This window comes from Acinetobacter sp. ANC 5054 (assembly GCF_002135295.1).
GTDB lineage: Bacteria > Pseudomonadota > Gammaproteobacteria > Pseudomonadales > Moraxellaceae > Acinetobacter.
This window is the reverse complement of record NZ_NEGG01000008.1, coordinates 97,767-123,907: the sequence shown is the minus strand read 5'-3', so window position 1 is coordinate 123,907 and position 26,141 is coordinate 97,767. Positions and strand designations below refer to the sequence as shown.

The following is a 26,141-nucleotide window of genomic DNA, read 5'->3' as shown; positions in this document are numbered from 1 at the left end:
GATATGAATATATAAAACATTTTTTATACATAAGCCTGAATAAAAATTAATCTATGCAAAATAAAAAAGCCATCTTAAACGATGGCTTTTTTATGAAGATCTGAATTAGTCTTGATCTTTTGCTGCACCATAACCATAAGCATAGTTATAACCATAGCTACCAGCAGTGCGTTGGATATCGTTCAGAATAATACCATTCACTTTGACGCCTACTTGCTCGAAACGATTGACAGTAAGTTCTAATTCTTTCATTTGGGTTTTTGCATGGCGAGCAATTACTAGATTTACACCCGCAAATTGAGAAATGATAATACCGTCAGTCACGGCTAAGACTGGAGGTGTATCAATAATCACATGATCAAACATCGGTGAAATTAAATCCAAGAACTCTTTGAATTTTGCTGAGCTTAATAATTCAGAAGGGTTAGTTGGACTCTTACCGCGGGTAACAACACTTAAATTCGGAATTTCAGTAGCTTTGATAATACTGTCTATTCCTTGCTGCCCATTCAAAAATTCAGCTAGACCCGGCTGATTATCTTGGTTGAAGTATTTATTTAAATAACCACGGCGCATGTCTGCATCAACAATCAGAACGCGTTTGTCACTTTGTGCAAGAATCGTTGCTAAGTTGGTTGAAATAAATGATTTACCAACTTCTGGTGCTGGACCAGAAATCATGATCAGATTATTTTTAGCTGAAGAGAGTGCAAAATGAATTGCGGTACGCATACTGCGTAAGCTTTCAATAGCAATATCATCACTATTTCTAACAGCAAGTACAGGGATGGTCTTCTTCTTCTTCAATAACTTGATACGACTTTCCTGAACTGGAGAGCGAGGCACTGTTGCATATACAGGAAGATCAAGATTATTTTCAATTTCAGAAGAGTCTTTGATGCCTGAACGTAGCATATTGCGAACTAAAGCAATGAGTACACCAATAAAGCCACCGACAAACATAGATAGTATAAGGATGATAAGTTTCTTAGGTTTAATTGGTTTCTCTGGTTCAACCGCCGTATCGATGATACGTACATTACCAATCTCACCAGCCTTGACGATTTTCAATTGTTGGTAGCTGTTGAGCAGGGATGTATAAAGCTCAGTATTTACTTTAACATCACGATACAGTTGTAAATATAAACGCTGGGTTTCAGGCAGTTGTTTAATTGATTTGTTGAGTTCTTGAATCTTTTGATTTAACGTATTCACCTGTGCATTAATTTCAGACATTAATGGATGGTCAGGTGTATATTTTGCTGATAATTCAGCTTGTTTTTGTTTTAATTCAATACGCATTTTCTCAAGCTCAATATTTTGTTTGAGCATGAGTTCAGATTCTTGAGTAACATCGATTGTATTATATTTTTCTCGGAATTCGTTGAATTTCAGTTCAGATTGTTCAAGTTGTTGTTTTAACTCTGGAAGTTGCTGATCAAGAAAACTTAAAGTCTGTTTAGATTCTAACGATTTCCGCTCAATATTTTGCTGATGATAAATTTCTAAAATATGATTGAGTACACTGGTAATGTGTTGTTTGTCTTCACCAGCATAGTTAAGTCCAATAATTCCTGTCATTTTCCCTTTTTCAGCTACGCCATAATTTAATTGTAGATTTTTTACAGCTGAAGGAAGTGATAATTTAGATAGAGTAAACTCATGTTTGAATGGTTGTGTACTTGACAGATTAACTTTCCACGTTCCGTAGCTATCCGTAAATTGATTCAGCTTATTTAGCTGACCTTCAAATACAACTTTATCTTGATAGCTTAAAGTATAGAGTGCGTCAGATTTAAAATTTAAGGTAAGGTTTTTATCAAGATAATATTTTGGAACATCTAATTGCTTGATTAAAAAATTATTATTTTTGGTATTGAAGCTGACACCTTGTGTGTCAAATTTTAATTGGCCTTTTTCTGGTGAAAATAGTCGACCAACTAAACTATCATTTTTGTCTTTAATCTTAATATTGAGATTCAGATCATCAATAACTTTACCCAAGACCATTCTAGAATTTAAGATTTCAATCTCAGCATCAGCGGGAGATTTTTGACCCAAACCGCCAGACATATCTTTTAACTCACCTAGCAAAGCGGCTGAAGCGGCGCTTTTGCCATCTTCTACTTGAACTAAGGCATCAGTTGAATAAATAGAAGGCGTTGTACGTACATAGAGCAGGGCACAGATTAAACTTAATATGATGCAAAGTGCAATTAATTTCCACTGAGCGATCAGTGAAAAAAATAGCTCTTTTAAATCAATAGTATCATCTTCATTTTTTGCAGTTTGAGTCATAATTTAACAACTAAGTCTTCAATTTATATTAAAAATGCGGTAACCAATCTTGAACATAATTGCTTATGTTTTTACAAGATTCGTTAAAAAAATCTTGATCATGCTTATAAGGGTCAGGCACATTTTGACCCTGCCAATGCCCTAAACGAAAGACTTTCCCTTTAGCGAACGGCCATTGCTTTTCTATGTGTTGAGCTTGATTGTTGCTCATCACTAAAATTAAATCAGCTTGCTTAATGAGTGACGCATTGATTTGTTTTGCGATGTGTGGGCGCATATCAATATTAAATTGATCCATACAATGAATGGCTTTTTCATCAGCCCCATGACCAACCATTGCAGATAATCCTGCTGAGTCAATAACCTGTTCAGGGCAATTGTTTTTGAGGAAATATTCCGCCATAGGGCTACGGCAAATATTTCCAACACAGACGACGAGGATATTTTTAATAGCCATGATTATTTCCCAAGTTGATCGAAACTATAAAGTGCACTTGAGAATGGAATAATCTGATTAACTACACGCTGCCAACGCGTCAAGCCAGTTGCATCAATATAAACAATATCATTCTTTTTCATTTGGAATTGATTTGCTAAAGCAAGATTACCAATACTACTTAGGTTTAAATGATAAATCGTTGATTGTTTTTGCTCAACATTGGTACGCATGACATAAATTCTTGCAGCACTTGCCGAGTATGGATTGATGCCTTCGCTTTCACCTAATACATCACTTAATGACATACCCTGATCGCGTAGGTTAATTGCCTGGCTCTTACTTGACTCGCCCATGACATAAAGTTTTTGATCTTGTTTTGTATTTACAAAAATAGTGTCATTGGGACGGATAAGTAAATTGTGAAGCGATAAGCCATTTTTTTCGAGTTGGATCGTATTTAGATTGTATGTTGAACCATTTCGGATCAACTGAATATTGGTGGTATCGCCAGTTTTAGTATCGATGCCACCAGCTTGACCCAATGCTGTGTAAAGGCTAATAGGTTGATCGTTTAGAGTATATTGACCACTTTTGAGTACCTGACCATTTACAAAGTAACGTTTGCCTTCATAGGATAATACTCTGACCACAACGTCAGGATGTTTTAAATATTTACTGAATTGACTACGTAAAAATGAATTCGTTTGAGCAAGTGTTTTCCCAGCAATTTTTACTGAGCCTACCAATGGGAGTTGTACATTGCCATTTGGATCAATTGGGTAGCCTACTGCTTTAATATTTGTTGCGTCTTGAATAGGTGGCGTAATTTCAGGATATGCCCAAAGTTGAATTGATAACACATCACCCGCGCTTAATTTATAGATGGTTTGCTGATGATGAAATAAGGACTGAATTTGCGAGAAATCTTGGAAATTTGATTGAGAAATAGCAGGAATATTATCTTGTGTTAAAGGTACTACATTTAGATCAGCCCCTTGATCAGTTTGGTAAGCACCTTGTTCTGGTAAATCATATGTCTGTAGTCCAGGGGTCATTGCGCATCCAGCCATACCAAGACTCAAAGCCAACATGATGCTATAACGGTAGTAATTCACGCGAATATAAATCCTATTTATAAATTTGAATCTTTTAAAACGGGTATATTTACCCAAATTGTATGTTTTAGACTGCAAAATTCTATACTAATAGTCATTGTTAATATAGCCAAAGATGTTTTAAATCGTAATATTAAGAAAGCATTTTTATAAAATAAATTAAGTTTATTAACGTATTTTTACCAACAAAATTGAAAGTTTAAAGAGTCTATCTATGCTTTAGTATGGTCTAACTTAAATTTAAGCGTAGATTTTTAATCTATGAGTTGAACATCATTACACAATCAAAAAATGATTTTCTGATATAATTTAACGCTATTTACAACATGAAGATGAATGAAAATTCATCGATAGCATAGGCTTCAGTATGTTACAACTCTCCGAATTAAAAATTGCCATTATCGGATTAGGTTATGTCGGTTTACCGCTAGCTGTTGAGTTTGGTAAAAAAGTACCCGTTGTGGGTTTTGATATTCATCAAAAGCGTATTGATGAGCTACAGAGCGGACAAGATCATACTTTAGAAGTTTCACCAGAAGAATTAAAGCAAGCAACGCATTTAAGCTATACCACGAATTTACAGCAGTTAGAAGACTGTAATTTCTTTATTGTCACAGTTCCAACGCCAATTGATGAATTTAAGCAACCAGACCTGACTCCCTTGGTTAAAGCATCCGAAAGTATTTCTAAAGTACTTAAAAAAGACGATGTGGTTGTCTATGAATCAACGGTTTATCCTGGTGCAACCGAAGAAGTATGTATTCCTGTTTTAGAAAAAAATTCAGGATTAAAATTCAATCAAGATTTTTATGCAGGTTATAGCCCTGAGCGTATTAATCCGGGTGATAAACTGCACCGTGTTACCAATATTTTAAAAATCACTTCGGGCTCAACACCAGAAGTCGCTGATTATGTAGATCAAGTCTATAACTTGATTATTGAGGCAGGCACACATAAAGCAGCAAGTATTAAAGTTGCAGAAGCGGCCAAGGTAATTGAAAACACCCAACGTGATGTGAATATTGCCTTAATTAATGAATTGGCATTGATTTTTAATAAAATGGGCATTGATACAGAAGCAGTCTTGCAAGCTGCAGGCACCAAGTGGAATTTCTTGCCGTTCCGTCCGGGTTTAGTCGGTGGTCACTGTATTGGTGTTGATCCGTACTATTTAACGCATAAAGCCCAAGCAATTGGCTACAACCCAGAAATTATTTTGGCAGGCCGTCGTTTAAATGATGGTATGGGCGCTTATGTGGTGACTCAACTGGTTAAAGCAATGTTGAAAAAACGCATTCAAGTTGAAGATGCCAAGGTATTGATTTTAGGCTTAAGTTTTAAAGAGAACTGCCCAGATATCCGTAATACCCGCATCATTGATATCGTCAATGAACTCAAAGAATACCACACTCAGATAGATGTCTATGACCCTTGGGTAGATGCAGCTGAAGCTGAGCATGAATATGGTATTAGCCCAATTTCAAACTTAGAAAATGGCAAATATGATGCCGTTATTTTGGCCGTTGCACATCATCAATTTAAAGATATGGGCGTGCACGCTATCCGTGCTTTAGGTAAATCTGAGCATGTGTTATATGACTTGAAATATGTGTTATCTCAAGCCGAATCTGATCTGCGTTTGTAAGGAGCATACCATCATGAATCAATATCAACAGGTATGTGCAAACCTTAGAACAGCACCGAAAATTTGGTTAGTGACGGGTGTGGCCGGTTTTATTGGCTCGAATCTTCTTGAAACATTATTAAAGTTAGATCAAACGGTTGTCGGTTTAGATAACTTTGCCACAGGGCATCAGCATAATTTGGATGAAGTAAAAAGCTTAGTCACTGCTGAACAATGGGCAAAATTTAGCTTTATTGAAGGCGATATCCGTAACCTTGCAGATTGCCAAAAAGCTTGTGCAGGTGTGGATTATGTACTGCATGAAGCAGCACTCGGTTCTGTACCGCGCTCAATAGCGGATCCTATTTTAACTAACAGTGCAAATATCACAGGATTCTTGAACATGATGGTTGCTGCACGCGATGCCAATGTTTCAAGTTTCACTTATGCAGCCAGCAGTTCAACCTATGGTGATCATCCGGCATTGCCAAAAGTAGAAGAAAACATTGGTAAACCATTATCTCCATATGCAGTTACTAAGTACGTCAATGAATTATACGCAGACGTATTTGCAAAAACTTACGGCTTTAAAGCCATTGGCCTACGTTACTTTAATGTGTTTGGTCAACGCCAAGATCCAAATGGCGCTTACGCGGCGGTGATTCCGAAATGGACTTCATCAATGATTGCTGGCGAAGATGTCTTTATCAATGGTGATGGTGAAACCAGTCGAGATTTCTGTTTTATTCAAAATGTTGTGCAAGCGAATATTTTAGCTGCGACAACGCAAAGTGATGAAGCAAAAAATCAGGTCTATAATGTTGCACTAGGTGACCGAACAACTTTGAATGAGTTGTACCGTGCCATTCAGGCAGCGCTTGCGACAAATGATGTGAACTTTGACCGTGATCCTGTGTACCGTGATTTTCGTGCGGGTGATGTACGTCATTCACAAGCCAGCATTGCCAAAATTGAGCAAGGCTTGGGTTATACGCCACAGTTTAAAATTGCTGAAGGCATTCAACTTGCGATGCGTTGGTACGTAAACAACTTAAAATGATATTGAACAGATGATTGCGAAAGTTTTCGCAAAATATCAGTCCATTGGACTGATTACACTCAGTTTACTGGTCGGTGCGATAATTACATTTATCGCACTTCCTGTTTTAACACGCCTATATTCTGTTACTGACTTTGGCGCTTACGGGATTGCATTGGCGATTGTCAGTGTTTTATCGACCGTTGCCAATTTACGTCTCGATCAAGCATTGTTAGTCGCGGACGAGCAAGATAAAAAGAGTCTGATTTTTGAAGGGGCGGTGTTCTCAACGGGCATTGCGATTCTTAGTGGCATCTTCATCAGCTTTATTTTAAATGTTGAAATGGCAAGTGCAGTCGCCACAGGCGTGCTTGCCAATACCCTGATTCAGAGTTTATATAATTATCAATTTTCCGCACATAAAGAATATTTTTGTGCAGGTTTAAATGTTTTTCGTAGTACCATCGTGGTGGCGGTTCAACTGTCTTTACCGCTTGTGATGCAAATTAGTTTGGTGAACAGCTATAACTTCAGCTCGGTCATTATGATTGTGGCGGTGCTGATTTATTTACTGAAACATCAGCTCTATCAAGTGAGTTGGCAGGCATTTAAACATTACAAAGATTTTATTTATGCCAACACGCCTCATGCATTGCTGAATAGTTTTTCACATAATTTGCCTTACTATGTGGTGTCGCATTTTGTCGGTGTGCAGGCGATGGGTTTTTATGCCATTGTTGAACGGACTTTGCGTGTCCCGATTAATCTAATCTCACAAACCCTGCGTCAGTTTTTTATTCGCAAATTTAAAGATGCGGACTCAAGCCAGAATGCGTTAAAAGCCAGTGTGCTACTGAGTTTAATTTCACTGCCGTTATTTGCCTTGGTCTTTGTATTGCCTGAATCTTTATATTTATGGGTTTTTGGCAGTGAATGGGTGGGTATTTCGAGCTATTTCCAAATTTTAGCTTTGGGCTATTGGGCGATTTTCTGTAATCCACCAAGTTCCGCTTTTTTGATTGCTCAGCGTAACAGCCAAGTGCTGTTTAAGTTGCAAATCGTAGAACTCATCATTAAGTTTGCTTTATTTGCAGGCTTCTATGCAGTCTTTGCTGATAAAGTGTATATGTTACTTGCGGTGCCTGTGGCATTAATTTTTTATAACTTTGCCATTTTATATGTGGTGTGGAGAAACAAAAACTGATGTTTTTTAAAATCTTAAAATACATGAATTGGTTTGCTTCACAGTGCCGTAAAGTGTTGTACAACATGGCATTTGGCACACAATTCCGTTACTTCGGCAAATCGTGTACCCTAGAGATTAATGGCCAAGTCAAGATCGGAAAGAATGTCTATATTGGAGATCATGTCAGTTTAATTGTCGAGCAAGGTGCGATTTTAGAAATTGCAGATCACAGTTTTATTGGTGAAAGCTGTTATATCAAATGCTTTGGTGGCAAGGTGTCGATTGGTCAAGACGTCAGCATTAACTCTAAGTCTTTTATCAATGGTTGTGGCGGTGTGACGATTGGCGATAATACCCGTATTGGTACGCAAAGTATTTTGATTGCCAGCAACCATAAATTTGGTGAGCCTGATCTGTTGGTGAAAGATGCGATTACCAAGCAGGGCGTGAGTTTAGGGCAAAATATTTGGCTAGGTGCACGGGTTACGGTACTTGATGGTGTAACTATTGCCGATGATAGCGTGATTGGTGCTTGTAGTTTAGTGTCAAAACCTTTGCCTGAATCAGGGGTGTATGTCGGTATTCCGGCCAAAAAAATCAAATCTGTATAAAGTGCTATGCATATCGTAAAACATATTTTCAGCGTAAAATATTCAGCTTAATTTTCTCCCTTTTGATTTTCTGATCCTGACATAGGTCATACGTATGGCATTTATGGTTTCTGCTTTTCGACAGCTGTTTGATCTTGCTTATTTTATGGCAAAGGGCAGTGTGGCTTATGCACGTAAAAAAGGTGTGAAAGTTGGTGAAAACTGCCGAATCTATATTAAAAGCTGGGGCTCGGAACCGTTCTTGGTCAGCATTGGCGACCACGTTACTGTGACTTCAGGGGTGAAATTTATTACCCATGATGGCAGTACCTGTTTAGTTAAAGATGAGCAAGGGAAACGCTATCAACGCTTTGCGCCGATTCAGGTTGGTTCGCATGTCTTTATTGGTGTGAATAGCATTATTATGCCGGGTGTGAGCATTGGCTCAAATGTGGTGATTGGTGCAGGTTCGGTGGTGACTAAAGATATTCCTGACCATAGCGTGGCGATTGGTGTACCTGCCAAAGTGGTATCTAGTTTTGCTGATTATCAAGCCAAAATTCAAAGTACTTGTGCCAGTGATAGTGAGCTTGCAGGCGTCACGGATTATCGTGAGCGTGTGGAACGTGCCATGGCGATTCAAGCCTCAAAAACACCGCATTAATATTCTCCCATTTTAAAATTTAGGTCTGCATATGTTGAATAAAGTCATGTTCTTTTTGCCAAGCTTGGGCGGTGGCGGTGCAGAACGTACGGTCATTCAACTGGCGAACAGTTTTGCTGAACAAGGACTGAAGATTCATTTGGGTGTATGTGACCTGAATGGTGACAAAGCCAAGCTGTTACCCGAAGTCAGTTCTAAAATTGAATTGGTCAATTTTAATTGTGGTCGGGTGATGAATAGCATCACGCCTTTAAAAATAAAAATGAAAGCTGAGCAATATGATTGCTTAGTGGCAACACAAACCCATACCAATATTGTGGCAGGCTTTGCGAAAAAACTCGCAGGTGTTGCAACGCGATTGATCTTCCGTGAAGTATCTACGCCGTCAAAAAATATGAAGTTGCAAGGCATTGCTAAACTTGTGCTGAAAACTTTGGTGAATTGGACTTATCCCATGGCACAGCAAGTGGTCTGTGTCTCTAAAGGGGTTGAAGCCGATTTTCGTGAATATTATGGCTATAAAAATAATAATCTGAGCACGATTTATAACCCTGTATTGGACGATGCCTATTTTGAAAAGCTTAAAGCGCCAGTCACACATCAATTTTTAAATGGTGACAATAAAGTGATTTTGGCGGTGGGGCGTCTTACTGAAGCAAAGAACTTTGGTTTTCTGATCCGTTCCTTTAGAGCCTTGCATGATCAGCATCCTGAAACCCGATTATTGATTTTAGGTGAGGGTGAACTGCGCGCAGAGTTTGAGGCTCTAGTGGCGGACTTGGGTTTAAAAGATGTGGTGGATTTGCCGGGCTTTGATGCCAATCCATACGCTTATTTTAAATATGCATCGCTATTTGTCTTAAGCTCAAATTGGGAAGGTTTGCCGGGCGTTCTCATTCAGGCACTGGCTTCAAAAGTGAAAGTGGTGAGTACCAACTGCCCAAGTGGTCCAATGGAAATTTTGGAAAACTCTAAGTTTGGTTTATTGGTCGAATGTAATGATCAGGCAGGTCTGACCCAAGCCATGCAACAGGCAATTTTTGCAGATTATGTGCAATATCAAGATGCTGATTTTGAATCACATATTCAGCAGTTTCATAAGCAAACCGTACTTAAGCAATATTTGCGAATGATGGAGTCGGCAGCATGAGCAAACCGTTGATGGTACATGTGATCACCAACTTTGCAGGAGTGGGCGGTGCAGAGATGATGCTGGCACGCCTGATCCAATGCACAGAGCAGCAGTATGAGCATGTGATCATTGCATTGATGAAAACCTCTGATGTTTATCAAAGTACTTTAGAGTGTTGTCAGGCGCATTATGCACTGCATTGGAATGGTTTAAATACGCTTAGCACCATTCAAAAACTGCGTGGTTTACTTAAACAATTACAACCGAAAACCGTGCAATGCTGGATGTACCATGCCAATGTGTTGACCAGTCTCAGTATCATCGGTTTAGCCCAAAAACCTAAAGTGGTGTGGGGCATTCATCATTCTCTTGCTGCTCCTAAAGATGAATCAATCAGCACGAAAATTGCCTTAGGCTTAAGTAAAATACTGTCCGAGCAAGCCAGTGCCATTATTTATTGTGCGCATTCGTCCATGCAGCAGCATCAGGCCTTTGGCTTTAAAAATGACAATAGTCAAGTGATTGCCAATGGCGTGTTTTTAGATAAATTTCAGCCTAATCCCCAATTGCATGAACCAACCGTGATTGGTTTTGCAGGGCGTTATCACACGGCCAAAGGCTATCCATACTTATTTGAAACTATGGGCTTGCTGAAAGATAAAAACATCATCTTTAAAATTGCTGGCCGCGGCGCGAGTTTAGAGAACGTAGACGTCAAAGCCTTGTTTGAGCAGTATCAGTTAGATACTCAAAAGGTGCATTTGCTTGATCAAATCTCAGATATGCCTGCTTTTTATCAATCGATTGATGTATTTCTGATGACGTCAATTACCGAAGGTTTTCCGAATGTGTTGGTAGAAGCGATGGCCTCAGGTTTACCTTGTATCAGCACCGATGTTGGTGATGCGCAATATATTGTGCAGGAGCTTGGCGAAATTGTACCGCCGCGCAATTCGGCTGCATTGGCGCAAGCAATTTTAAAGTATGCGCAGCAAAGCAATGATGCCAAATTGCAGTTGAAACAAGCCGTGCGTGAGCGCGTAGTAGCACATTTCAGTATTGAGCAAGTGAGTCAGCAATATATGCAAGTTTGGGAGCAAAGCCGTTGAAATTTCTAATGATCAGCAGTTTTCTGCCTTCTGTTTTAAATTTCCGCGGGAAACTGCTGGAAGCCATTCATGCGCAAGGCTATGAAATTCATATTATGGCGCCTGAATTTGCAAACTTTCCTGAAGAACAGCAAAAACTGCAAGCGCTTGGCTATCAGCTGCATGAGATTCCAATGCAGCGTACGGGCACCAATCCGCTTGCGGATTTAAAACTGTTAAAACATCTCTATCAGCAAATCCGTCAAATTCAACCTGACTACGTGCTGTCCTATACCATTAAACCGGTCATTTACGGTACGCTGGCGGCATGGCTTGCGAAAGTACCGCATCGTTTTGCTTTAATTACCGGTTTGGGCTACGCCTTTCAAAATGTGGAATCTGGCAAGCGTAGTCTGTTCCAAAAACTGGTGCATGGCTTATATGCGCAAGCATTAAAACGTAGCGACAAAGTTTTTTTTCAAAACCCAGACGATTTAAAGTTATTCCAAGAGATGCATTTGCTTGATGCCAATAAACCGACGGTGGTAGTGAATGGTTCAGGGGTAAATGTGCAAGACTTTGATGTCATGCCTTTACCAAAAGATGATGTAGGCGTAGTCAAAGCCTCATTCTTACTCATTGCACGGCTTTTGGGTGATAAAGGCGTGCGTGAATATGCTGAATCGGCACGCATCATCAAAGCCCAATATCCTGAAGCTGAGTTTCATTTAGTCGGTTGGATTGATGATAATCCATCAGCTATTTCTAAAGCCGAACTCGATACATGGATTGCTGATGGTCGTCTCAAATATTGGGGCAAGCTCAGTGATGTACGTCCTGCAATTGCGGAAAGTTCCGTGTATGTGTTGCCTTCTTATCGGGAAGGTACGCCACGTACAGTTTTAGAAGCCATGGCAATGGGCCGTGCTGTGATTACCACCGATGCGCCGGGCTGCCGTGAAACCGTTACCAATGGTGTAAATGGTTATTTGGTTACAGTAAAATCAGTCGATGAGCTGGTGCAAAGCATGCAGTACTTTATTGAAGACTTGAGCCTGATTGAATATATGGGACAGCGTTCGCGGGAAATTGCGCTGAATAAATATGATGTGCATCAAGTGAATAAGCACATGATGGCTGAAATGGATATCCATTAAAGGCCATTCACCCAATTTAAGAGGCGATCCAGATGACCTTAAAATATATAAAAAGTGATTTATACCGTTATACCGGTCAAGTCAGTTTAAAAACATTTTTGAAAACTTATTTTTTCAATCGCGGTTTTAATTTTTCATTTTGGCTGCGTTTAGCCAGCGCGCAAAGCGCGTGGGCAAAACTGGCTTATCCTATTTATTATTATAAAAAAAAGCAGTACGGCATTGATATTCATACCAGCACTAAAATTGGTTATGGTTTATTTATTGGTCATGGTGGACCGTTGGTCGTCAATCCGACAACCGTGATTGGCAATAATGTGAATTTATCGCAATTTACCACCATTGGTGCAAATGGCGGCCGTCAAGCCGCAGAAATTGGCGATAATGTTTATATTGGGCCCAATGTCTGCATTATTGAACATGTCAAAATTGGTAATAATGCCACTATTGGTGCGGGCAGTGTGGTGACAAAAGATATTCCTGAAAATGCCACAGCTGCAGGTAACTACGCCAAGGTGCTGAGTACGGATCATCCGGGCAGTTCGGTCAACAGACGCTGGACAGATATTTAAGCTATGATATAGGCCAAAATTTCACTATTAAAATGCTTAGTCATGCGGGCTATATTTTAATAACGAGATTGAAAGCTGTCTGTATTATGGCCTTAAAACATAGGCTGATGCAGCACATTAATCATGCTTGAGGCAGAGTTATTCTGTAAAAGCGCGGCAAAAGAAATGAGTGAATCAATGTTAAAGCGTGTATTGGATATCGTAATTGCTTCATCTGCACTGGTGCTGCTGTCTCCTGTATACGCTTTAGTGGCGTATAAAGTACGGAAAAATCTAGGTTCTCCTGTTTTATTTCGGCAAGTCCGACCGGGTTTAGCGGGTAAACCCTTTGAAATGATTAAATTCCGCAGTATGAAAGATGCTGTCGATGCACAAGGCAAACCATTGCCAGACAGTGAGCGTCTGACGCCTTTTGGTCAAATGCTGCGCTCCAGCAGTTTGGATGAAATGCCAGAACTGTGGAACGTCATTAAAGGCGAGATGAGCATTGTCGGGCCGCGTCCGCTGCTGATGGAGTATTTGCCTTTATACAATAGTGAGCAAGCCAAGCGTCATAATGTTCGCCCTGGGATTACGGGTTATGCGCAAGTGAATGGCCGCAATGCCATTTCATGGGAAAAGAAATTCGAACTCGATACATGGTATGTTGAGAATCAATCCCTATGGCTCGATTTTAAAATCATGCTGAAAACAGTCAAAAAAGTGATTGCTAAGGATGATATCAGCGCCGAAGGTGAAGCCACCATGAGCAAATTTACCGGTACTTCGGAGTCTAAAGATGACTAAGCTCTATGCAATTTATGGGGCTTCAGGCTGCGGGCGCAGTTTAATGCCTGTGGCGCGTCAGCAATTAGCACGTACAAGCGATGCTTCAGAAATTGTATTTATTGATGATGCCTTGGAATCGGTTGCAGAAGTAAACGGTCATCGTGCCATGAATTACCCAACTTTTTTAAGTGAATCGGCATCTAAAAAATATGTGCAAATTGCGATTGCCAATAGCCGTGTCCGTGAAAAAATTGCGCTTCGCCTTGAAGCAGATGGTATTTCACTCTGGTCAATTTATGCAAACAATATTGTGCTGATGGATCAAGCAAATATTGCCATGGGTGCAGCGTTGAGCCCTTTTGTGAGCATCACTTCAAACATTAAAATTGGCAAATGCTTTCATGCCAATCTATACAGTTATGTCGAGCATGATTGTGTGATTGGGGATTTCGTTACTTTTGCGCCAGGCGTAAAATGTAATGGCAATATTCATATACACGACCATGCTTATATTGGCGCAGGTGCGATGATCAAGCAGGGCACACCCGATCAACCCTTAGTGATTGGCGCTGGCGCAGTTGTGGGTATGGGTGCTGTTGTCACTAAAAGTGTGCCTGCAGGCGCAACAGTGGTGGGAAATCCTGCCCGTATTGTGACGAAAAAATAGATTTTTAAACTCGATTTTGAGACTAGGAAAACTCCATGTTAAACAGTGCATTTGAGCCTTGGCCAAGCTTTACTCAAGCAGAAGCCGATGCGGTATCAAAAGTCCTTTTATCCAATAAAGTGAATTATTGGACCGGTCAAGAATGCCGTGAATTTGAAAAGGAATTTGCACAGTTTGCAGGAACCAAGCATGCCGTTGCCGTTGCCAATGGTACAGTCGCATTGGATGTAGCACTCAAAGCCTTAGGTGTTGGCGCAGGCGATGATGTGATTGTCACCTCACGTACGTTTTTAGCTTCGGCAAGCTCGATTGTCACTGCGGGTGCCAATCCGATTTTTGCGGACGTTGAACTGGATTCACAAAATATCTCACGCCGTACTATTGAAGCGGTGATCACGCCCAATACCAAAGCCATTATTTGTGTGCATTTGGCAGGTTGGATGTGTGATATGGATCCAATCATGCAATTGGCTGAGGAAAAAAGCATTTACGTGATTGAAGATTGTGCCCAAGCACATGGTGCAATGTACAAAGGCAAATCAGCAGGTTCAATCGGGCATATTGGCGCATGGTCTTTCTGCCAAGACAAGATTATGACCACGGGCGGTGAAGGCGGTATGGTCACCACCAATGATGAAAGTCTATGGAAAAAAATGTGGTCGTATAAAGATCATGGCAAAAATTATGACAGCGTCTACAACACTCAGCATCCGCCGGGATTCCGCTGGCTGCATGATTCATTTGGCACCAACTGGCGCATGATGGAAATGCAGGCGGTGATTGGCCGTTTACAGCTCAAACAAATGCCAGAATGGACAGCAAAACGAAATGCCAATATGGCGCGTATCCAAGCGGCGTTTGAAAATAGTCCGTATTTTACCGTAGCAAAACCATCAAATGATTATGTGCATGCAGCCTATAAATGCTATGTGCAAGTGAATACTTCAGCCTTGCCTGAAGACTGGTCGCGTGATCGAATCATGGCAGAAATTAATGCATTGAATGTGCCTTGTTTTAGCGGCTCGTGTTCAGAAGTTTATTTAGAAAAAGCATTTGATGGTACGCCTTGGCGTCCTGCAGAGTCTTTGCCGCAAGCTAAACAGCTTGGTGCAACAAGCTTAATGTTCCTTGTACACCCAACATTGTCTGAGCACAGCCTGCAAAAAACCGTGGATGCTATCCAAGCGGTGATCGCAAAAATCTAAACCTGAAAAGAGCGTATAATATGCGCTCTCATCCGCTTTATTGACCCCATTTGAGCATCTTGTGAAAGACTTTATCCGTTCTATAGCATCATTACCGCGTCGCCAAAAACAAATCGTTTTGGTGCTGATGGATATTTGTGTTTTACCACTGATGATGTGGCTGGCTTATGCTGTTCGTTTGGCACGTCCCAATGTTCAGGTTATGCAAGGGTTGGATGCTTGGTATATTTATGTCGGCGTGATTGGCATTCTGATTTTTGCCTTACTTGGTATTTACCGTGCGATTGTTCGTTCATTTAATGAAGACTATTTGCTCCGGATTTTAATCGGTACATTTATCCAAATCGTGGCGTTGTACACGATTAAAAAATTAAATGTCGCATTTATTCCGATGAGTATTCCACTGATGTATGGCTTTATGCTGTTTTCTTACATGTGGTGGAGCCGTGCTGTCATTCGCTATGCAACCCTCAAAACCTTTGCAAAAAAACAAAGCCGTAAACGTGTGGCTATTTATGGTGCAGGGCTGGCAGGTCAGCAAATTGCCGCTGCTTTAAACCGTTCAGATGACTATTTGCCCGTGTGTTTTATTGACGATAAGCGCTCTTTACAGGGGCAGTCACTGAGTGGTTTAAAAATTTATTCACCCAAAAAAGCGCAAGCAAAACTTGGGAAATTCGGTATTGAAGAAGTTTTGTTGGCGATGCCATCTGTAGGGCGAACACGTAAAAAAGAGCTGATTGAGTCTTTTGATGTAGCAGATGTCAAAATTATGGAATTGCCAGGGGTTACACAACTGGTTGATGGTCAAGTTCAAGTTTCAGATATTCGTGAAGTCGATATTATTGACTTGCTTGGCCGTGATCCTGTGCCACCGAAGCCTGAGCTTTTAGAAAAAAATATTAAAGATAAAGTCGTGATGGTGACTGGGGCAGGGGGGTCGATTGGTTCTGAACTTTGCCGTCAGATTGTGAAGCATCAGCCAAAAATGCTGGTGCTGTTTGAAATGTCTGAATTTGCCTTGTATTCGATTGATCGAGAGTTACAAGCTTCAGGTGTGCATGTTGTACCTGTGTTGGGTTCTGTCACCAATCAGTCAAAACTGGAACGTATATTGCAACAGTACGCAATACAGACGGTATATCATGCTGCTGCCTATAAACACGTGCCACTTGTGGAAGTAAATCCATTTGAAGGAATTTACAATACATCAATTGGTACACAGCGTAGTGTAGATGCTGCTGTGGCACAAGAGATAGAAACTTTTGTTTTAATTTCAACAGATAAAGCAGTACGCCCAACCAATATCATGGGCGCGTCTAAACGTATGGCAGAGTTGTATTGCCAAGGTTTAGCTTCTACTAATCCACACACGCAAATCAGTATTGTGCGTTTTGGCAATGTTTTAGGTTCATCAGGTTCTGTTGTTCCTTTGTTTAAAAAACAAATTTCCAAAGGGGGTCCTGTTACAGTAACGCACCCAGAAGTCACACGATACTTTATGACCATTCCTGAGGCAGCACAGCTTGTTATTCAGGCAGGTGCGATGGGTAATGGCGGTGATGTGTTTTTACTGGATATGGGGGAGCCAGTTAAAATAGTAGACTTAGCTAAACAAATGATTCGATTAAGCGGTTTTAAACATATTGATGATAAAGGCATTGGTGATATTGCAATTCAATTTACTGGCTTGCGTCCTGGTGAGAAGATGTATGAAGAACTCCTGATAGATTCTAATAATGTGGAAAAAACGGATCATGAACGAATATTAAAGTCATTTGAAAGCTACACAGAGTTTGATGATATTAAATCTGTTTATATTGATTTAATAAAATTATGCGAATATGACAATAAGCAGGGTAAACAAATAGTTTTACAAGGGATATTGAAAAGATATGTCGCTGGCTACTCTAGTGGATGTTAAATAAATGAAGTGTGGTAATTTTAATTTTATTTGAAATATAATAAAATTAAGTGTATGAAATTTAGTGAAAATCATAATGATATTTTTTATGGTTTTATTTAAGTATATGTAAATTCAAAAATGATTTGTAAATATAAGTTGGATTGAATTTGATTTATATTATGAATAATAGAGGAAAAAATGGACACAAAACAAATTCAAGAGTTATCTGATCTATTTAAAGATAAAGTACTTTTAATTACCGGTGGTACAGGTTCTTTTGGTAATGCAATGATCAAAGGATTTTTGAATTCTGAGCTTAAAGAAATTAGAGTTTTCAGTCGGGACGAAAAAAAACAAGAAGACATGAGAATTGAGTATAAAAATGAAAAGCTTGACTTTATTTTAGGTGATATAAGAAATTTTAATGATATTAATCAAGCCATGCGAGGTGTTGATTTTGTTTTTCATGCTGCAGCATTAAAGCAAGTGCCTTCTTGTGAATTTTACCCAATGCAAGCGGTGCAAACAAATATTTTAGGTGCAGAGAATGTGTTGGAAGCAGCTGCGAGAAATAATGTACAACGCGTCGTAGTCTTGAGTACGGATAAAGCTGTGTATCCGATTAATACAATGGGTATGTCAAAAGCTCTAATGGAAAAATTAGCTGTTTCTAAAGCTCGAGATACAAGGGTTAAAAATATAGATGCTGTATACACAGCAACGCGTTATGGGAATGTGATGTGTTCGAGAGGATCAATCATTCCATTATTTATTAAGCAAATTAAAGAGGGTTTACCTCTTACAATAACAAATCCAAACATGACACGATTCATGATGTCATTAGATGATTCAGTTGAATTAGTTATGTTTGCATTTAGCCAAGGAAACCCTGGGGACATTCTTGTTCAAAAATCTCCTGGGGCAACAATTGAAGTTTTAGCTCAGGCACTAAAAGAATTATTTAATGCAGATAATGAAATAAAAATAATTGGTGAGCGCCATGGCGAAAAAGTTTACGAAACACTTTGTTCAAAAGAAGAAATGGCTAAAGCCCATGATTTAGATAAATTTTATAGAATTCCTGCAGATTTTCGGGATCTAAATTATAGTAAATATGTGCAGGAAAATGCACCTGAACAACTAGGTGATGAGTATAACTCTCATAATACTAAGCGATTAAATGTTCAAGAGTTAAAAGAGTTATTGTTAACCCTTGATTATGTTCAAGATGAATTAAAAAGTTATCAAGGACAATAAAATGATTCCGCTAGTTAAAACTAATCTGCCTGCTAAAGATTTATTAATGCCACGTATAGAAGAAGTCCTCTATAGTGGCTATATTTCTCAAGGAGATATTGTTGAAAAATTTGAAAGAAAATTTGAGGAATATATAGGTAGTGGACATACCTTATCTTTAAATTCAGGAACAGCAGCTTTACATCTTGCTTTGATCTTAGCTGGTGTGCAAGCTGGTGATGAAGTTATTAGTACAGCTTTAACAGCTGAGCCAACCAATGTTGCAATTAAAATGGTTGGTGCCAAAGTTCGTTGGGCTGATGTAGATTACAACACCGGAAATATATGTCCTGATTCAATTGAGAAGGTAATCAACTCAAAAACAAAAGCAATTATTGTTGTTGACTATGCAGGTATACCTGTTGATGTAAAGCGAATACAAGAAATATCAAAAAAATATAATATTCCTGTGATTGAAGATGCAGCTCATGCTTTAGGGGCTAAGTTTGACGGAAAAAGAACGGGCAATCATTTTCCTTTCACGGTTTTTTCTTTTCAAGCTATCAAACACCTTACTACAATTGATGGGGGTGCACTGCAGATTCAAGATGAAGACTTGTATGAAAAAGGTAAGGTAATTAGATGGTTTGGCTTGGATAAAAAAAGGACTAGATTAGAAAATAATATTACTCAACAAGGTTATAAGTATCACATGAATAATGTGAATGCTTGTGTTGGTTTAGTCCAATTAGAGGGTATCGATAAAGTTGTCGAGCAATATATTCAAAATGGTAAATACCTCGATGAAAAATTAAAAAATGTCAAAGGAGTTGAATTAGTAGAATATTACGAAAATTCTGAACCATCATATTGGCTCTATACACTTAAAGTTGAAAAGAGATCAGATTTCATAAACATGATGGCAGAAAATGGATTTATGGCATCAGAATTACATAAACGAAATGATCAGCATGATTATCTTAATGATTATCCAACAGTACTGACTAACCTAGACAATTTTTACGAACGGATGGTACATATCCCTTGTGGTTGGTGGGTTAGCAAAGAAGATTTGGATAAAATGATCAATTTAATTCGAAAAGGTTGGTAATGACTCCAATTTTCAAACCTTATATGCCTCAAGATATTCTTCCAGAATTGGAGAATATCTTGTATTCAGGTCAATTGGCTTATGGAAAACATGGGCGAAATTTTGAGACAGAACTAGCTAAGTTTATAGGAACTCCCTATGTTTTAACTATTAGTTCATATAATCAAGCAATGTTAATGGCATTATCAATTTTGGACATTAAACCAGGGGATGAAGTGATTGCATCTCCAGTTAGTTGTTTGGCATCTAATCAACCATTTATTATTAAAGGGATTAATGTAGTTTGGGCTGATGTTAATCCTTTAACTGGTTGTGTTTGTGTGGATGATGTTAGAAGCAAAATTACATTAAGAACCAAAGCAATTTTTCATAATCATTTTTGTGGTTTTATAGGTAATGTTAATGAAGTTAATAGCTTAGCTAAAGAACATGGATTATGGGTGGTTGATGATTGTATTGAAGCATTTGGTTCACAATATTATGGTCAAAAAGCAGGTAATTTAGGTGCTGATTTGACAGTATTTTCTTTTCAAACAGTCAGGTTACCAAATACTATAGATGGAGCAGCGATTAGTTTTTCTTCCCAAAAACTGTATGAGAAGGGGATATTGGTTCGGGACTACGGTATAGATAGAAAAAAATTTAGAACATTGAACGGTGAAATAAATCCAGATTGTGATATTACTTTGGAAGGATATGGCGCCACGATGAGTGAGATTAATTCATATATTGGCTATATGCAAATGAATGATTTACCCAAGTTATTAGAAAAGCAAAAAGAAAATTCTAAGTGGTGGGACAATGAAATTCAGGATAAAGCAAAAAATATTAAACCAATCACTCTCGTAGATAATACACAACCAAATTATTGGGTGTATGGTGTTTTATGTGAAAATAAAGCAAAAACATTGGAAGAGTTTAGAAACCAAAATTGGTATGCTACTGGTGTACATATTAATAATAATATTTATTCCATATTCAATAATTCTAGAGAATTGAAAGGCGTTAATGAATTTATGAATAAATTTTTAGCAATACCATGTGGATGGTGGGTTAATCATAGTAATGGGAATAGTCAATGAATCAAATTGATGCTACTGCAAAAATACATCCAAATGTAATTTTAGGTCAATATAATAAAATTGGAAAAAATGTTGTTATTGAAGTTTTAGGTAATGATAAAAATTTAAAAGCCGAAATTGGTGATAATAATATTATTAATGATAATACACGAATATTCATCCATGGTAATTTTAAAATGGGGGATTGGAATGTATTGCATAATGATATGTTAGTTATGGCCGAGCAGCATGTATATATAGGGCATAATTGTTGGTTTGGACAAAATACTATTTTAGATGGTGCTGGTGGTTTAACAATTGGCAATGGCGTTCGCGTTGGAATGTATTCACAAATATGGACACATGTTGCAAGTGGTGAACAAATTGAAGGCTGTACTCTTTTTTCCAAAAGATCAACCATAATAGAAGATGACGTATGGTTAGTTGGGAGTTGTGTCGTTGGATCTGGACTAAAATTAGGTTGGAGAAGTGTAGCATTAATTAATTCTGTTCTTACAAAGGATACTTTACCTGACCGATCATATGCAGGAAGTCCTGCAAAATTAATGGAAAATGCAAAATTTTATGTGAAAAAAACTTTGGATGAAAAGTTTGAATTACTAATGGGTTGGCTGCAAGATTTTGTAATTTTGAATACTAGTGTAAAACTACGAAATATTGATTCAAAATATATGATATTAGAAGATGTATTAACTAATGAAAAAGTAATGTTTTCAAAAAAAAATGATATTGAAATAAGTGAAGTGGAAAGTATTTTCTATTTAGAAGATAAAACATATTTAAAAACTAATTCTTTGTTAGAGCGTCAGGTTTATAAATATTTATATAATAACAAAGCGCGGTTTCTCCCTAAGAAGATATCATAGTTTTATTTGTTAATAGAAAGAGGTTGTAATGTTTGAAATTAAACTAATACCACATAAAGATATATTAGAGTCTGAATTAAATGAAGTTATTAGTTTGAAATCTAAACAATGGGGCTTTGGTATTAATGAACAGAAACAATGGATTGAAAAAAATTTAAATAATAATGATTTACATCTAATTTTGAAAGAAAATGACTTGGGTGTTGCTTACCTGAATCTCATAGATATAAATCTATATTTAAATGATAAACAAATAAAAGGATTTGGAGTTGGTAACGTTTGTGCTATAGAAAGAGGAAAAGGATACGGTTTTAAAATAATGAAAGAAGCTAATAAAATAATTTCAGACTTAGATCGTATAGGTTTGTTATTTTGTAAGGAACCTTTAGTGAAATATTATAAAAGCTTAGATTGGTTAGAGTTGAATGATGGAAAATTTGAGATTAATTTAAAAAATACACATTGTTTATTTTTTAACATTCAAAACTATCGTGATTTAAAACTTAGTTATGATGGTTTAATATTTTAATTGTTATTAGTTATTTATAGAAGATTTTAGACTGTTAATTTGTCAGTATTTTAAATTGGGTAGGTTTATAAAAATGGAAAAAGTAACGCAAAATATCATTGCTAATTATGCTGGTAAGTTGTGGGGCTTTATTTCAATATTTATTTTTGTAAGATTTTATATAGATCTACTTGGTATAGAATCATATGCAATAATTAATTTTTATACAGTTATATTAGGCCTTTTGGCTTTTGCAGATGCTGGACTAACAGCAACATTAACAAGGCAATTAGCACGTGACATAGAAATATCAGAAAAGTCCAACTTGGTTTATACATTTGAAAAAATATATTTCTATATATGTTTAATTATTACTGTAGTTGTAATTTGTGCTTCAAACTATATTGCGAATAATTTTTTGCAGTCTAAATTATATACCCCTGAGAGTGTATCATATTATTTGCGTTTAATAGGTATTGGGGTTGCTTTACAATTATTTTCGACACTATATGAGGGTGGTTTGAATGGACTACAGCATCAAGTATTAACGAATAAAGTAAAAATTGTTTGGAGTTTGTTTCGGTCAGGTCTTGTTCTAATTCCGATATATTTTTATCCAAAGTTAGATGTATATTTTATATGGCAGATTTTGTGTAATATTGTCTTAATACTTTTTTTCAGAAATGCCTTGAAGACATGTCTTTCGGGTAATTCTCCAATCTTTTCTTTGAACCTATTAAAATCTAATAGTAGATATGCACTAGGGATGATGGGTATAGCATTAATATCAGCTATAAATATTCAAATTGATAAACTGGTTACAAGTAAGTATCTAAGTATGGAACAGTTTGGATATTATTCAATTGCAAGCACATTGTCGCAAGTACCAACAATGATTGTTATACCCGTTATGGCCGCTGTGTTTCCATTGTTTTCTTTGTATGTATCCCAAAATAATAATGAATTAATTGGAAATAATTTTCATAAGTACTCCTTTTTGATTACCATAATATCAGCACCAATTTCACTTTGTTTGTTTTTATATTCAATACCATTAGTAGAGTTGTGGATTGGCAAACCATTTATTGCTGAAAGTATAAACAATGTTTTAAAAATTCTTGTATTAGGTAGCTTTTTTTTGTGTTTACAACTTACACCATTTTATTTAGCTTTGGCTAATGGTTATACAAAAATTAATCTTTATACAGGAGTTGTAGGACTGATTGTTGTTATTCCATTGATTATTTATTCAGTTAAAAGTTATGGGATGATTGGAGCAACAATTCCTTGGTTGTTGGTTAATGTCTGTACTTTTTTATTGGTTGGATTTTATATTGTAAATAAATTTTTAAATGAACATAAAATTAAGTGGATCGTGTGGGATATATTAGTACCTATATTACTTACATTTATTGTAGGTTTTTCTCTATATACTATTTTTTCGTCATTTTCGAATAAATATGTGTTTTTGGTTAGCTCAATGTTAATCGGATTGATAAGTATATTTTTTAATGTATTGATATATAATAAGCGCAATATTGGAAACCCATTGATTGATTTTTCAAAAATAATCAATTTTAGGAAATCTTAAAAATGACACCTTTAATTAGTATATTGATTGCTACTAAAAATAGACAAAAATATTGTTTAAGTGCGGTTGAGAGTATATTAAATTTAGCTGATGATAGAATTCAAGTTATTGTGCAAGACAATAGTGATGATAAGTCCTTAGAAACGATGATTTTACCTTTTATCGGTGATACTCGACTTATATATCGTTACACTCCACCACCGTTTTCATCCATAGATAATTTTAATGCATCCATTGAGTTAGCAACTGGTGAATACATTTGCTTAATTGGCGATGATGATGGTATTAATCCTGAAATTATTACTGCAGCTGCGTGGGCAAAAGCAAATAATATAGAGTGCCTTGTTGGTAATTTGAAAGCAAATTATCGTTGGGAAAATACTGGTGAAAAAAAATTCTTACATATTAAAGTAGTAAGTAATTCACTTATTATCGGGGATTTTGATGGTACTGCAAAAAAAGTTGACCCCAAAGCCTCTTTAAAAAAGTTGGTACAAAATGGTTGCACTAACTACATGGAATTTGATTTTCCAAAACTGTACCATGGCGTGGTGAAAAGAGAAATCTTTGAGCAATTAAAGCTTGAAACTGGTGCTTATCTAAAGGGTTTAAGTCCAGATATTTATGCAGCTATCGCTTTATCTTTAAAAATCAATCAATTTGTCGTTGTTGACTATCCATTAACTATACCAGGTGTCTGTTCATTGAGTAGCTCAATTCAAGAAGGCGAACAAAAAACGAATTCTAAAGATTTGGAAAGTGCTCCTCACTTAAGAGATAGAAAAACCCCATATAATTGGGAAGAAAATGTTCCAAGAATATATTGCGTACAAACAATTTGGGCAGATTCAGCTTTCGCAGCTTTTAAAGAGTTTAATCGTCAAGACCTTTTACAAGAATTTGATGTCTATAAATTATGTGCAAATATTTTGGACGCTGATCCTTCGTTAGAATCAATGGTTTTATCCTTTTTAGAAAAAAGAAATTCACAGCTTACTAAGCAAGAGTTATTGAATAAGGTGTATTCTATAAAAGGTAAGGATGGCTTAAAGCATAAAATATTCAAAATAATTTTTAATATTAAACGATTGCTGGGTGTGGAGCGGCATATGACAATTACTGGTATCACTAATATTGTTAGTGCAACTAAGCATTTAGAACAGAATTTAATTAAGTTTGATTTGAACTTAATTAAGAATCTTGAAAATACAAAATCTTAATTAGGTTGTATTTATTTATGCGTTATTTGATTTACTGTCTGAAATAAAGAGCCTGCAGTGATATATTATATTTTCCCTTATCTTTTTATAGTATTTATGTCTGTTTTATCTTTGAAGATTAAAGGAAATGGATATAAGCTTCTATTTATATTGGGTATGATCCCAAGTGTGCTTATTGTATGTATGAAAGGTGAGGTGGGTACTGACACTGCTGCTTATTTATCTTTGTTAAAATTAAATTTAAATCAATTAAATGAGAATATATACAATTTAGAATTTGGTTTTTTGTATTTTAGTAAATTAATGAATTTTTTAAATATTAATGCACAAGTTGCTTTAAATATATTTAGTTTAATTATTTGCTTAATTTTATTTTTTAATCTTAATAAAAATAAGAATTCTTTTATAATATTTTCAGCCTTAATTTTCCCTATATTTTTTTATGATATGACAATGAATGGGGTGAGATATGGTTTAGCATTTGCTTTGTCTATTCCATTTATTATAGAGCCGGCAAAAAAAATATTAGAACCTAATAAAAATAAGTTTAGCTTGTTTTTGGCATTTTTAAATCATAAGTCTTCTTTTTTATTTGTTTTTTTAAAAGTTGCTGTTTTTTTAAATCCTAAAAGATTTTTGATTCTTATATTATTTGCAACTATATCTTTTTACTTTTTGAAAGATATCATTCTAATAAAAATTTCCGATTATTCTGAGTTGAGTTCACCATCTATTACATCTGGACTTCAACCGCTTATTATAACTTTCTTAATTTTTGTTGTTAATAGTTTTTTCTTTAAAATTAATATAAAGAGAAATAGTTTCTTATTAATAATACAGGTACTATTTTATTTGGTTTCTCAAATCAGCTATGCTGGCCTTCGGTTTCAATTTATTGTTCTATTTTTCTTGATAATTAGTTTAATTAACGATCAGAATTGCAAAAATTTCAAATTATATTTACTTATTATGTATTTAATTGGTATTCTAGGCTTTATGTTGCGTTTTAGAAATATGCTTCAAGAATATGGTTTAGGTGATTCTCCATTTTTACCATATACTTTCTTCTGGTGATTT

The 26,141-nt window shown here is 36.7% G+C and carries 24 protein-coding genes; 21 read left to right on the top strand and 3 right to left on the bottom strand.

The genetic code is table 11. From position 1 onward, the window contains the following. Positions 1–105: 105 nt before the first annotated feature. The 3 genes from B9T33_RS09880 to B9T33_RS09870 are packed head-to-tail and all read right to left on the bottom strand — an operon-like array spanning position 106 to position 3,828. Entirely contained in the window at positions 106–2,298 is a 2,193-nt protein-coding gene (locus tag B9T33_RS09880) for a polysaccharide biosynthesis tyrosine autokinase (RefSeq protein ID WP_086178744.1), read from the bottom strand. Between the two features lie 28 nt (positions 2,299–2,326). Continuing rightward, positions 2,327–2,755 (bottom strand): low molecular weight protein-tyrosine-phosphatase, encoded by a 429-nt coding sequence (locus tag B9T33_RS09875; protein ID WP_086178743.1) that lies wholly within the window; start codon positions 2,753–2,755, stop codon positions 2,327–2,329. A gap of 2 nt (positions 2,756–2,757) precedes the next feature. Continuing rightward, entirely contained in the window at positions 2,758–3,828 is a 1,071-nt protein-coding gene (locus tag B9T33_RS09870) for a polysaccharide biosynthesis/export family protein (RefSeq protein WP_213033196.1), read from the bottom strand. 391 nt (positions 3,829–4,219) lie between these two features. Here B9T33_RS09870 and tviB point away from each other — a divergent pair, with 391 nt between their 5' ends. The 21 genes from tviB to B9T33_RS09765 all read left to right on the top strand — a co-directional run bounded on the left by tviB (position 4,220) and on the right by B9T33_RS09765 (position 26,138). Further along, complete coding sequence (tviB, locus tag B9T33_RS09865; RefSeq protein WP_086178742.1) at positions 4,220–5,497, top strand: Vi polysaccharide biosynthesis UDP-N-acetylglucosamine C-6 dehydrogenase TviB; 1,278 nt, start codon at positions 4,220–4,222, stop codon at positions 5,495–5,497. A 13-nt stretch (positions 5,498–5,510) separates the two neighbouring features. Next, complete coding sequence (locus B9T33_RS09860) at positions 5,511–6,536, top strand: NAD-dependent epimerase/dehydratase family protein (RefSeq protein ID WP_086178741.1); 1,026 nt, start codon at positions 5,511–5,513, stop codon at positions 6,534–6,536. 10 nt (positions 6,537–6,546) lie between these two features. Next, positions 6,547–7,719, top strand: a complete 1,173-nt coding sequence (locus B9T33_RS09855; RefSeq protein WP_086178740.1) for an oligosaccharide flippase family protein — start codon at positions 6,547–6,549, stop codon at positions 7,717–7,719. A gap of 23 nt (positions 7,720–7,742) precedes the next feature. Then, on the top strand, positions 7,743–8,312 hold the full coding sequence (locus B9T33_RS09850; protein ID WP_228145811.1) for an acyltransferase: 570 nt from the start codon (positions 7,743–7,745) through the stop codon (positions 8,310–8,312). A 94-nt stretch (positions 8,313–8,406) separates the two neighbouring features. Continuing rightward, positions 8,407–8,955, top strand: a complete 549-nt coding sequence (locus tag B9T33_RS09845) for an acyltransferase (RefSeq protein ID WP_086178738.1) — start codon at positions 8,407–8,409, stop codon at positions 8,953–8,955. 31 nt (positions 8,956–8,986) lie between these two features. Next, on the top strand, positions 8,987–10,105 hold the full coding sequence (locus tag B9T33_RS09840; protein WP_086178737.1) for a glycosyltransferase: 1,119 nt from the start codon (positions 8,987–8,989) through the stop codon (positions 10,103–10,105). Next, complete coding sequence (locus B9T33_RS09835) at positions 10,102–11,196, top strand: glycosyltransferase (RefSeq protein ID WP_086178736.1); 1,095 nt, start codon at positions 10,102–10,104, stop codon at positions 11,194–11,196. Before B9T33_RS09840 ends, B9T33_RS09835 begins: the two co-directional genes overlap by 4 nt. Continuing rightward, positions 11,193–12,332 carry a glycosyltransferase family 4 protein gene (locus B9T33_RS09830; protein ID WP_086178735.1) on the top strand — a complete coding sequence of 380 codons (1,140 nt, stop codon included), beginning with the start codon at positions 11,193–11,195 and terminating at the stop codon, positions 12,330–12,332. Before B9T33_RS09835 ends, B9T33_RS09830 begins: the two co-directional genes overlap by 4 nt. A gap of 32 nt (positions 12,333–12,364) precedes the next feature. After that, positions 12,365–12,904 carry a serine O-acetyltransferase gene (locus B9T33_RS09825; protein ID WP_086178734.1) on the top strand — a complete coding sequence of 180 codons (540 nt, stop codon included), beginning with the start codon at positions 12,365–12,367 and terminating at the stop codon, positions 12,902–12,904. Positions 12,905–13,081: 177 nt separating this feature from the next. Further along, positions 13,082–13,690, top strand: coding sequence for a sugar transferase (locus B9T33_RS09820; RefSeq protein WP_086178789.1), 609 nt, complete (start codon positions 13,082–13,084; stop codon positions 13,688–13,690). Further along, positions 13,683–14,339: a NeuD/PglB/VioB family sugar acetyltransferase gene (locus tag B9T33_RS09815; protein ID WP_086178733.1), complete on the top strand. Its 657-nt coding sequence runs from the start codon at positions 13,683–13,685 to the stop codon at positions 14,337–14,339. The genes B9T33_RS09820 and B9T33_RS09815 overlap by 8 nt, the downstream gene beginning before the upstream one ends. Before the next feature lie 35 nt (positions 14,340–14,374). Then, positions 14,375–15,544: a DegT/DnrJ/EryC1/StrS family aminotransferase gene (locus B9T33_RS09810; protein ID WP_086178732.1), complete on the top strand. Its 1,170-nt coding sequence runs from the start codon at positions 14,375–14,377 to the stop codon at positions 15,542–15,544. A 61-nt stretch (positions 15,545–15,605) separates the two neighbouring features. Further along, positions 15,606–17,468 carry a polysaccharide biosynthesis protein gene (locus tag B9T33_RS09805; RefSeq protein WP_086178731.1) on the top strand — a complete coding sequence of 621 codons (1,863 nt, stop codon included), beginning with the start codon at positions 15,606–15,608 and terminating at the stop codon, positions 17,466–17,468. A gap of 180 nt (positions 17,469–17,648) precedes the next feature. After that, on the top strand, positions 17,649–18,707 hold the full coding sequence (locus tag B9T33_RS09800; protein WP_086178730.1) for a polysaccharide biosynthesis protein: 1,059 nt from the start codon (positions 17,649–17,651) through the stop codon (positions 18,705–18,707). A gap of 1 nt (position 18,708) precedes the next feature. Further along, positions 18,709–19,797, top strand: coding sequence for a DegT/DnrJ/EryC1/StrS family aminotransferase (locus B9T33_RS09795; RefSeq protein WP_086178729.1), 1,089 nt, complete (start codon positions 18,709–18,711; stop codon positions 19,795–19,797). Further along, positions 19,797–20,879, top strand: coding sequence for a DegT/DnrJ/EryC1/StrS family aminotransferase (locus B9T33_RS09790; RefSeq protein ID WP_086178728.1), 1,083 nt, complete (start codon positions 19,797–19,799; stop codon positions 20,877–20,879). Before B9T33_RS09795 ends, B9T33_RS09790 begins: the two co-directional genes overlap by 1 nt. Beyond that, a complete protein-coding gene (locus B9T33_RS09785; RefSeq protein WP_086178727.1) occupies positions 20,876–21,745 on the top strand; it encodes an acyltransferase in 870 nt (289 codons plus the stop codon). The genes B9T33_RS09790 and B9T33_RS09785 overlap by 4 nt, the downstream gene beginning before the upstream one ends. 28 nt (positions 21,746–21,773) lie before the next feature. Then, positions 21,774–22,274 (top strand): hypothetical protein, encoded by a 501-nt coding sequence (locus B9T33_RS09780; protein WP_086178726.1) that lies wholly within the window; start codon positions 21,774–21,776, stop codon positions 22,272–22,274. A gap of 73 nt (positions 22,275–22,347) precedes the next feature. Continuing rightward, the gene (locus tag B9T33_RS09775; RefSeq protein ID WP_086178725.1) at positions 22,348–23,844 is read left to right on the top strand and encodes a lipopolysaccharide biosynthesis protein; all 1,497 of its coding nucleotides are present in this window, start codon (positions 22,348–22,350) and stop codon (positions 23,842–23,844) included. Between the two features lie 2 nt (positions 23,845–23,846). Continuing rightward, positions 23,847–25,064, top strand: a complete 1,218-nt coding sequence (locus B9T33_RS09770; protein ID WP_086178724.1) for a glycosyltransferase family 2 protein — start codon at positions 23,847–23,849, stop codon at positions 25,062–25,064. Positions 25,065–25,160: 96 nt separating this feature from the next. Continuing rightward, the gene (locus B9T33_RS09765) at positions 25,161–26,138 is read left to right on the top strand and encodes an EpsG family protein (protein ID WP_143224006.1); all 978 of its coding nucleotides are present in this window, start codon (positions 25,161–25,163) and stop codon (positions 26,136–26,138) included. Positions 26,139–26,141 lie beyond the last annotated feature (3 nt).

What these genes read in the sequence shown, in the direction of transcription:
- B9T33_RS09880 (WP_086178744.1), bottom strand. Translation starts at nt 2,298, where the DNA reads ATGACTCAAACTGCAAAAAATGAAGATGATACTATTGATTTAAAAGAG.
- B9T33_RS09875 (WP_086178743.1), bottom strand. Translation starts at nt 2,755, where the DNA reads ATGGCTATTAAAAATATCCTCGTCGTCTGTGTTGGAAATATTTGCCGT.
- B9T33_RS09870 (WP_213033196.1), bottom strand. Translation starts at nt 3,828, where the DNA reads ATGTTGGCTTTGAGTCTTGGTATGGCTGGATGCGCAATGACCCCTGGA.
- tviB (WP_086178742.1), top strand. Translation starts at nt 4,220, where the DNA reads ATGTTACAACTCTCCGAATTAAAAATTGCCATTATCGGATTAGGTTAT.
- B9T33_RS09860 (WP_086178741.1), top strand. Translation starts at nt 5,511, where the DNA reads ATGAATCAATATCAACAGGTATGTGCAAACCTTAGAACAGCACCGAAA.
- B9T33_RS09855 (WP_086178740.1), top strand. Translation starts at nt 6,547, where the DNA reads ATGATTGCGAAAGTTTTCGCAAAATATCAGTCCATTGGACTGATTACA.
- B9T33_RS09850 (WP_228145811.1), top strand. Translation starts at nt 7,743, where the DNA reads ATGAATTGGTTTGCTTCACAGTGCCGTAAAGTGTTGTACAACATGGCA.
- B9T33_RS09845 (WP_086178738.1), top strand. Translation starts at nt 8,407, where the DNA reads ATGGCATTTATGGTTTCTGCTTTTCGACAGCTGTTTGATCTTGCTTAT.
- B9T33_RS09840 (WP_086178737.1), top strand. Translation starts at nt 8,987, where the DNA reads ATGTTGAATAAAGTCATGTTCTTTTTGCCAAGCTTGGGCGGTGGCGGT.
- B9T33_RS09835 (WP_086178736.1), top strand. Translation starts at nt 10,102, where the DNA reads ATGAGCAAACCGTTGATGGTACATGTGATCACCAACTTTGCAGGAGTG.
- B9T33_RS09825 (WP_086178734.1), top strand. Translation starts at nt 12,365, where the DNA reads ATGACCTTAAAATATATAAAAAGTGATTTATACCGTTATACCGGTCAA.
- B9T33_RS09820 (WP_086178789.1), top strand. Translation starts at nt 13,082, where the DNA reads ATGTTAAAGCGTGTATTGGATATCGTAATTGCTTCATCTGCACTGGTG.
- B9T33_RS09815 (WP_086178733.1), top strand. Translation starts at nt 13,683, where the DNA reads ATGACTAAGCTCTATGCAATTTATGGGGCTTCAGGCTGCGGGCGCAGT.
- B9T33_RS09810 (WP_086178732.1), top strand. Translation starts at nt 14,375, where the DNA reads ATGTTAAACAGTGCATTTGAGCCTTGGCCAAGCTTTACTCAAGCAGAA.
- B9T33_RS09800 (WP_086178730.1), top strand. Translation starts at nt 17,649, where the DNA reads ATGGACACAAAACAAATTCAAGAGTTATCTGATCTATTTAAAGATAAA.
- B9T33_RS09795 (WP_086178729.1), top strand. Translation starts at nt 18,709, where the DNA reads ATGATTCCGCTAGTTAAAACTAATCTGCCTGCTAAAGATTTATTAATG.
- B9T33_RS09790 (WP_086178728.1), top strand. Translation starts at nt 19,797, where the DNA reads ATGACTCCAATTTTCAAACCTTATATGCCTCAAGATATTCTTCCAGAA.
- B9T33_RS09785 (WP_086178727.1), top strand. Translation starts at nt 20,876, where the DNA reads ATGAATCAAATTGATGCTACTGCAAAAATACATCCAAATGTAATTTTA.
- B9T33_RS09780 (WP_086178726.1), top strand. Translation starts at nt 21,774, where the DNA reads ATGTTTGAAATTAAACTAATACCACATAAAGATATATTAGAGTCTGAA.
- B9T33_RS09775 (WP_086178725.1), top strand. Translation starts at nt 22,348, where the DNA reads ATGGAAAAAGTAACGCAAAATATCATTGCTAATTATGCTGGTAAGTTG.
- B9T33_RS09770 (WP_086178724.1), top strand. Translation starts at nt 23,847, where the DNA reads ATGACACCTTTAATTAGTATATTGATTGCTACTAAAAATAGACAAAAA.
- B9T33_RS09765 (WP_143224006.1), top strand. Translation starts at nt 25,161, where the DNA reads ATGTCTGTTTTATCTTTGAAGATTAAAGGAAATGGATATAAGCTTCTA.